Source organism: Sphingomonas bacterium (genome assembly GCF_903643065.1).
Classification (GTDB): Bacteria; Pseudomonadota; Alphaproteobacteria; order Sphingomonadales; family Sphingomonadaceae; genus Sphingomonas.
This window is the reverse complement of sequence record NZ_CAHJWX010000186.1, coordinates 1-5,135: the sequence shown is the minus strand read 5'-3', so window position 1 is coordinate 5,135 and position 5,135 is coordinate 1. Positions and strand designations below refer to the sequence as shown.

Here is a 5,135-nt window from a genome sequence, read left to right as displayed (position 1 = left end):
ACGCGGTCGAACGCGGCCTCGCCCTGGTCGCCGCTGGGCAGCGTCAGGCCGGGGGCGACCGCGTTGACGCGCACGCGGGGCGCGAATGCCTGCGCCATCAGCGTCGTCGCCTCGGCCAGCGCCGCCTTGCTGAGCGAATAGGAGAAGAAGTCCGGATTGGGGTTGGCGAGCTTCTGGTCGAGCAGGTTGACGACCGCGCCGTCCACCCCCTGCCCCGCCAGCGCGTGCGCCAGCAGCACCGGCGCGGTGCAGTTGACCGCATAGAGCCGCGCCGCCAGCGCCGGATCGGGCGCGTCGGGCCGGTCGAAGACAAACTCGGACGCGCTGTTCACCAGCCCGTCGATCGGGCCGCCCGCCACCTCGCCCGCGCGCGCCCACAGGTCGGCCAGCGTGTCCAGCGCGGCAAGGTCGCCCTGTACCGTGCCGGCGGCGCCGATCGCGTCGGCCAGTTGGCCCGCCTCGTCGCCGGAGCGGCCGTAGTGGATGACGACGCGGTCGCCAGCCGCCGCCAGTTGGCGCGCGATCGCGGCGCCCAGGCGCTTGGCGCCGCCGGTGACGAGGACGCGCATCAGCAGCCCATCAGCGCCAGCACTTCCTTGCGCGACCGCTCGTCGTCGCGGAACACGCCCATCATGCGGCTGGTCGTCATCGACACGCCGGGCGTGCGGACGCCGCGCGCGGTCATGCAGGCGTGCGTCGCCTCGATCACCACCGCGACGCCGACCGGGTTGAGCCCGTTCCAGATACAGTCCGCGACCTCGGCGGTGAGCCGCTCCTGCACCTGCAACCGCCGCGCGAAGCCGTGCAGCACGCGGGCGAGCTTGGAGATGCCGACGACATGGTTGCGCGGCAGATAGGCGATGTGCGCGCGGCCGATGATCGGCGCCATGTGATGCTCGCAATGCGACTGGAAAGGGATGTCCTTGAGCAGCACGATCTCGTCATAGCCGCCCACCTCTTCGAACACGCGCTCCAGATGCCCCGCCGGATCGTCGCCATAGCCGGCGCAATACTCCCGCCACGCCTTGGCGACGCGGCGCGGCGTGTCGATCAGCCCTTCGCGACTCGGGTCATCCCCGGCCCAGCGGATCAGCGTGCGGATCGCGTCCGTCACCTCGTTCGGCACGCCGTCGCCAGGCGTCGCCTCGACCAGATCGCTCATCGCACCCATCCGCCCCCAAGGCCGTCGGCCTTGATCGAGCAGGTCTGATCACGCAACTGTTCCATTCCGGCAACATCCATAAGGCGGGGCGGCGCCGCTATCCAAAACCCGTTGACGCCTGATTCGACATGGGCCTAGCAAGCCATACCCGAAACGCGGAAACCCGCGAGCGCAACCTCCGGTACGAGAGGAACGCAGGGGATCAGGAGAGGATGCCATGATCAAATTCGTGCTGCTCGCCACGTCCGCGTTGGCGCTGACCGCCGCCCCTGTCTTCGCGCAGGACGCCGCGTCCGCGCCGCCCGCATCGCCCGCCACCGTGCCAGCGCAGACCTCCCCGGGCGCGGAGGCGAGCACCCAGGGCTCGCAAAACGGCGCGGACACGCCGGCCGACGGCAACCAGGGCGGCATCCAGGACATCGTCGTCACCGCGCAGCGTCAGGCCGAGACGCTGCAACAGGTGCCGATCGCCGTCACCGCCTTCAACGCGCAGGCGTTGCAGGCGCAGCAGATCAACTCCACGTCCGACCTGCAGCTGAACCTGCCCAACGTCGTCTTCGCCAAGTCCAACTTCACCTCGGGCGCGTCGTTCACGATTCGCGGCATCGGCGACCTGTGCGTCGGCGTCACCTGCGACGCGGCGACCGCGATCCACGTCAACGACGTGCCCGTGCTGGCCTCGCCGATCTTCCAGAACGAGTATTTCGACGTCGAGCGCATCGAGGTGCTGCGCGGGCCGCAGGGCACGTTGTTCGGGCGCAACGCGACGGCGGGCGTGGTCAACTTCATCTCGGCCAAGCCCGACCTGTCCGGCATCCACGCCGCCGCCGACGTCGAATACGGCAATTATGACAGCTTTCGCGGTCGCGCGATGCTGAACATCCCGCTCGGCGACAGACTGGGCGTGCGCGTCGCGGGCTATTACCTCAACCGCGACGGCTTCACCAGGAACCTCGCCACCGGCCACCGCATCGATGGCCGGGACCAGTACGACATCCGCGGCTCGGTGCGCTTCGAGCCGACCTCGACGACGGTGATCGACATCGTCGGCCATTACTTCCGTGAGAACGACAATCGCAGCCGCATCCAGAAGCAACTGTGCCATCGCGATCCCACCGGCGTGCTGGGCTGTCTGCCCGACCAGCTGCGCACGGAACAGCTCAACGGCGACTCGACGCTCGCCGCCGTGCTCACCAGCCGCGAGTTCTTTCAGGTGGCGCTGCCCGCGACGCTGCAGGGCATCTTCCGGCCGCTGGCGCTGGGCACCTCCACGCAAGCGGATGGCGACGTCTATACCGGCTTCGTCAACCCGGCCGACCTGCGCACGGTCAACATCGACTATGAGCCCACCTTCCGCACCAACGAGAAGCAGATCCTGGGCAACCTCAGCCAGGATCTCGGCAAGTTCAACCTGAAGATCGATGGCGGCTATACGGAGGGCTCCACCGACTCCACCACTGATTACAACATCGCGGTCGAACGGCCGCTGGTGAACAACGCCGGCCTGGTCGCGCTGCAGGCGACGGCGGCGGCGCCGGGCACGGCGTTCCCGGGCGGCATCAACCCCTTCACGCCGATCGCGCAGACGCTGATCCCCAGCGGCGCGGCCGGCCCGTTCTGCCAGTCCACCGCCGAGTTCAGCGGCACGGGCGTCTATGGCGGGCACAAGATCTGCGATGCCCGCACCAGCCTCGATTTCGATCGGTCGACGCTCTACACCCATCAATATTTCGGTGAGGGGATCGTCACCTCCCGGCTGGACGGTCCCGTCAATTTCCTGATCGGCGGCGGCTATCTGGACTTCACCGGCCGCGACAACGAGTATTTCGTCAATTCCTTCGCGCTGGATTACGCGGCGGGCCTGCTCGGCGCGGCGAGCGCGCTCGGTGCGCGCGCGGCGGGCGGCACGATCCCCAACGTGTACCGTGCCTCGCCCTTCTACGACAATGACTCCGACTTCTATCACCTGAAGTCGTACGGCCTCTTCGGCGAAGTCTATGGCAAGTTCACCGACACGCTGAAGCTGACGCTGGGTCTGCGCTACAATCACGACAACAAGACCTATCGCGCGCGCACCACCTTCCTCAACGATGCCAACGGCAATGGCGTGCTGCTGCCCTATGGCGCGACCGACATCAGCCAGGCGCTCAACTACAGCACCGTCGACTTCGACACATCGGTCGCGGGCAACCAGGCGTTCGCGGTCAGCAGCGTCAAGTTCGGCCGGCTGACCGGGCGCGCGGTGCTCGACTGGCAGGTGACGGACCGCAACCTGATCTATGCGTCCTACTCGCGCGGCTACAAGTCGGGCGGCATCAATCCACCGCTGTCGCCCGTGTTCGCGGTGCCGTTGACGTTCGGGCCGGAGACGGTGGACGCGGCCGAGATCGGGACCAAGAACACCTTCTTGGGTGGCACGCTGCGCCTCAACCTCACCGGCTTCTACTATAAGTACAAGCAGCTGCAGCTCAGCCGCATCGTCGCGCGGACCTCCGTCAACGATAATGTCGACGCCGACATCTATGGTGCCGAGGCCGAGGCGGTGATCAAGCCGTCGCGCCAGTTGCTGGTCAACCTGAACTTCAGCTACCTGCACACCAAGGTCACGTCCGACAAGTTCCTGTCCAACCCGCAGGACCCGTCGGGCGGTCGCGCCGACGCGGTGATCATCAAGGATCTGACCAACGCCGCCAATTGCGCGGTCGGCTCTACCAGCGGCAACGCCACGCAGAGCAACGCGCTGGTCAACGCGACCGACACGCTGCTCGGCATCGGCGCGGCGGGCCAGACGCAGGCGATCCCTGGCACCACCACCACCGGCGCCTTTTCGGTCTGCTCGGTGCTTCAGGCCTCGGCCGCCGGCGCGCTCGGCTCGGCGGTGGCCGCGCTCGCCAACCCGGTCGCGGCCCTGGGCGGGCTGACCGGTCAGCAGTTCGTCAACCTCCGGGTCACCGGCAATCCCGCCACCGCCGGCGCGTTCACCTATTATGGCAGCGGCGTGCCGGTGAACATCCGCGGCAACAGGCTGCCCCAATCCCCCAACATCAAATGGGGCGCGGGCGCGCAATACACGGTGGAGATCGGTCGCTATTCGATCGTGCCGCGCGTCGACGCGACGTATACGGGCAATTACTTCGGCTCGATCTTCGGCCGCGCGGTCAATCGCATCCAGGGCTTCGCGGTGGTCAACGCGCAGATCCAGCTCAACGCGCCGGACGATCGCTTCTTCGTCCGCGGCTTCGTGCAGAACCTGACGGACAACAACGCGATCACGGGCCTGTATGTGGGCGACCAGTCGTCGGGCCTTTACACCAACGCGTTCACCCTGGAGCCGCGCCGCTACGGCGTCGCCGCCGGAGTTCGGTTCTGAACCGAAGGGCTCCCGGCGCACCCGCGTCGGGAGCCTTTTGCGCGCCCGAGCGATTCATGGCCGAAGGAGCACGGACATGGCCAATGAACTGAAGAAGGGCGACGAGGTCACCTGGTCGTCGCATGGCGGCACCGCGCACGGCACGGTGGAGAAGAAGGTCACCAGCGACACCAAGATCAAGAGCCACCAGGTCCGCGCGTCGAAGGACGACCCGCAATATGTCGTCAAAACCGACAAGGGCGCCGAGGCCGCGCACAAGCCGGACGCGCTCAAGAAGGCCTGAGCCGATCGTTGACGCCCCGCTGTCCGGCCGCTAGCCGGATGGTCGGATGCCCCCGTAGCTCAGCCGGATAGAGCGACGGTTTCCTAAACCGTAGGCCGCGTGTTCGAATCTCGCCGGGGGCACCAGCTTCGCCGCCGGTTGGGGACGGACAGGCAAATCAGGCCGGGCCGCCGCGTTGTCGATGCGCTGCACCCGCGATCACGCCGATGGCGTTGGGAGAGCACGACATGGAGATCGTGGCGGCGGACATCGGCGGCACGCACGCGCGCTTCGTGATCGCCACGATCGAGGAGGGGCGCGTCGCGGCGCTGGGCGAGCCA

At 67.6% G+C, this 5,135-nt stretch carries 4 protein-coding genes and 1 tRNA gene; 3 read left to right on the top strand and 2 right to left on the bottom strand.

What is annotated here, in order from left to right; genetic code table 11:
• The coding region (locus HUU95_RS07870; protein WP_174279614.1) for an SDR family NAD(P)-dependent oxidoreductase at positions 1-569 on the bottom strand (569 nt) is incomplete at its 3' end.
• Positions 569-1,162: a GTP cyclohydrolase I FolE gene (folE, locus tag HUU95_RS07865; RefSeq protein ID WP_174279613.1), complete on the bottom strand. Its 594-nt coding sequence runs from the start codon at positions 1,160-1,162 to the stop codon at positions 569-571. The genes folE and HUU95_RS07870, both read right to left, overlap by 1 nt.
• Positions 1,163-1,379: 217 nt before the next feature.
• On the opposite strand from folE, the gene HUU95_RS07860 reads away from it, so the two are divergent.
• From HUU95_RS07860 to HUU95_RS07850, 3 genes are all read left to right on the top strand, one after another.
• Positions 1,380-4,532 (top strand): TonB-dependent receptor, encoded by a 3,153-nt coding sequence (locus HUU95_RS07860; RefSeq protein WP_174279612.1) that lies wholly within the window; start codon positions 1,380-1,382, stop codon positions 4,530-4,532.
• Between the two features lie 76 nt (positions 4,533-4,608).
• The gene (locus tag HUU95_RS07855; protein ID WP_174279611.1) at positions 4,609-4,815 is read left to right on the top strand and encodes a DUF2945 domain-containing protein; all 207 of its coding nucleotides are present in this window, start codon (positions 4,609-4,611) and stop codon (positions 4,813-4,815) included.
• Between the two features lie 48 nt (positions 4,816-4,863).
• Positions 4,864-4,940 (top strand) — tRNA-Arg (locus HUU95_RS07850).
• Positions 4,941-5,135: the final 195 nt, after the last annotated feature.

What these genes read in the sequence shown, in the direction of transcription:
- folE (WP_174279613.1), bottom strand. Translation starts at nt 1,162, where the DNA reads ATGAGCGATCTGGTCGAGGCGACGCCTGGCGACGGCGTGCCGAACGAG.
- HUU95_RS07860 (WP_174279612.1), top strand. Translation starts at nt 1,380, where the DNA reads ATGATCAAATTCGTGCTGCTCGCCACGTCCGCGTTGGCGCTGACCGCC.
- HUU95_RS07855 (WP_174279611.1), top strand. Translation starts at nt 4,609, where the DNA reads ATGGCCAATGAACTGAAGAAGGGCGACGAGGTCACCTGGTCGTCGCAT.